The 2,855-nt window shown below is 65.1% G+C and carries 2 protein-coding genes; both read right to left on the reverse strand.

Annotated elements, in window-relative coordinates; translation table 11 throughout:
- Positions 1-1,542, reverse strand: a 1,542-nt coding sequence (locus EN925_RS30700) for an AI-2E family transporter (protein ID WP_164894493.1), incomplete at its 3' end; no start/stop codon positions are given.
- Positions 1,543-1,694: 152 nt separating this feature from the next.
- Positions 1,695-2,783 (reverse strand): D-alanine--D-alanine ligase family protein, encoded by a 1,089-nt coding sequence (locus EN925_RS30705; protein WP_127369041.1) that lies wholly within the window; start codon positions 2,781-2,783, stop codon positions 1,695-1,697.
- Positions 2,784-2,855: the final 72 nt, after the last annotated feature.

Consider the following 2,855-nt stretch of genomic DNA (forward strand, 5'->3'; position numbering starts at 1 on the left):
GACGATCCCGGCGCAAAGCACGGACATATCCGTGCCATCGGGCAGTTCGGTCTCGTCCTCCCCGCCGGGATCGTCATCGTCGCTCGCCTCTGCGGCCACGGGCGGCCCCTCCTCCTCGCCTGCCTCCTCCTGCGCGCTGTCGTCGAGATTGGCGACCAGCATCAGGGCACTGGCCGCCACCTGCCGCCTTTGCAAATCGCCCATGACGCCGCGCACACGGTCCTGTTCGCCCAGCAGAAGCGCCGGAATGGCAACCTTGTCATAGAATTCGACCAGATATTTCTCCTCCAGCATCTCCTCGGCATGATCGGTGGCTTCTTCCGGATCGCCGGCCAGCAGCCGCTGGTACAGGCGCGCATGGGGTTCGAGCACGGGCTCGTTGCCGAACAGCACGTCCAGGAATTCAAACTGCGGCACGTGCCTGCCCAGCACCACCAGGCAGACAGTGAGCGGCGTCGACAGGATCAGCCCGAGCGGCCCCCAGAGCCACGTCCAGAAAATCGCCGCGACGATGATCGCCAGCGGCGACAGTCCCGTTCGCGAACCGTAGAGCCAGGGTTCGATGACATTGCCGGTGATCAGTTCCATCACCACGAACAAGGCGGCTGTCCACAGCACGAGCGACCAGCCCGGTGCCACGGCCAGCGCCAGGAACAGCGGCAAAAGCATGCCTATGATCGGGCCGATATAGGGAACGAAACGCAGCGCCAGGGCCAGCAGCCCCCACAGCAGCGCATTGGGAATACCGAGGGCCCAGAGCCCGATCGCGATCGGTATGGCGTAGACGATGTTGACGACCAATTGCATCAGGAGATAGCGGCCCACCCGCTTGGCGGCATCCTGAAGCGCCTCGGTGGTGCGGTGGAGGTCGCCGTAGCCGACAAGCCGGATGAAGCGGTCGCGCAGATCCTCCCGCTCGAGCAGCATGAAGATGACGACGACAATGATCAGCCCGGCCGACCCAAGCGGGCTGATCAGCGGCCCGACGACATTCTGCAGGACCTGAAGCGGCCTTTCGTGCGCGACGATCTCGACGGGCACCGGCTCGCGCGGCGGCTTTTCCGGGGTGGCGACCGGCAGCGAGGGGTCTTGCCTGTCGATCTCCTGGCCGACCCGCTCGACCACCTTGCTCAGTCTGGCAAGGATCCCGCCGCCGACCCCGGTTTCCTTGAGCGAGCGGATCTTGGTCAGGATGTTGGTCTGGTAGACCGGGATGTTCTGCGCCAGTTCGCTGACCTGCGTGGCGACGATGAAGGAGAACAGGCCAAGCGCCGCGAAGGCGCCGAGCACGCTGGCGATGACGGCGGCAATCCGGGGAATGCCGAGCTTTTTTAGCGCTGCGACAAGCGGCGCCAGTGCGAAGGTCAGCAGCAGCGCGATGGCGATCGGCAGGAAAACCTCGCGCCCGAAATACAGTGCCGCCACTGTCGTGACGATGGCCGCCACATTGGGCAAAGAGGTTCGCGGATGGGGCGCGGCCGCTGAAAGGGTGTCCCCCAGCCCATCAGCCGGAGACGCCGTGCCGTTTCGACGATTGGCCACGTGATGCCTCCCTGCCAAATGCCATGGTCGGGCATATAGAGCGGACGTGCAACTTTAGCCAACGATGAAATACGCCTCGCTCACAGGCAATGATCCGGCCCGCACCGGCCGCTCCCCAAGGGCTAAATGGAAGTCAGGCTCGCCCGATCGGATCAGCGCGCCGCATGCCTGGCCAGCGCGTGCTCGATCAGCACGTCGATGGTCTGGCTGTAGCCGATGCCTGAGGCGGCAAGCGCCTTGGCATACATCGAGATGTCGGTGAAGCCGGGAATGGTGTTGACCTCGTTGACAAGCAGGCTGCCGTCGGTGCGCAGGAAGAAATCGACGCGCGCCATGGCTTCGCAGCCAAGCGCCTGGAACGCCTGCCGCGCCATATCCCTGGCCTTTTCGGCCACATCGGCCGGGACATCGGCGGGCACCTTGACCAGCGCGCCGTCGGCATCGAGATATTTGGCCTCATAGGTGTAGAAGCCGTGCTTGCCGGCCGGAATGATCTCGCCGGGCAGCGACACCGTCAGCGACCCGTCGGCGCGCCCCAGCACCGAGAACTCGATCTCGCGGCCCTCGACGAATTCCTCGATCAACACTTTGCCGTCGTAGCGGAAAGCCGTGTCGATGGCCTGCTCGAAGCCGTCCCTGTCATTCACCTTGCTGACCCCGAAGGACGAGCCCTGGCGCGCCGGCTTGGCGAAGAAAGGCAGGCCGAGCGTCCCGGCAATCTCCTGGAAGGAATGCTTGCCGTTTCGATGCACGGTGACGGAGCGGGCAACCGCCAGTCCCGCCTCGCGCATCAGCCGCTTGGCGACGTCCTTGTCCATGGCGGCGGCCGAGGCGAGAATGCCGCAGCCGACATAGGCGACATCGGCGACCTCGGCATAGCCCTGCACCGAGCCGTCCTCGCCGAACGGCCCGTGCAGCACCGGGAACACGACGTCGATGGGGGGCAGCTCAGGCTGCGTACCATCCCGCGACACCGCAACCAGCCGGCCCTTGCCGCCGGGCAACAAAGCAACCTCCGGGCCGTCTTCGGAGGCCGGCGCCCCTGCCGCCTCATCGCCGATCGCCGCGGCGCGATCGAGTTGTTGCAGCAGCCACCTGCCGCCTCGCGAAATGGCGATCGGCACGATATCGTAGCGCGTGCGGTCGATCGCCTTCAGCACATTGGCGGCCGAAAGGCGCGACACGTCGTGCTCGGCCGAACGCCCGCCATAGAGGATGGCCACTCTTGTCTTGTCGGTCATCGAAATCCCTCGACTGTCAAAAAATCAAATGGCGACGGCAATGCCGCGATTGGCAAAGAAGCGGTCGAAATC

This window comes from Mesorhizobium sp. M7A.F.Ca.US.006.04.2.1, from assembly GCF_004022915.1.
Classification (GTDB): Bacteria; Pseudomonadota; Alphaproteobacteria; order Rhizobiales; family Rhizobiaceae; genus Mesorhizobium; species Mesorhizobium ciceri.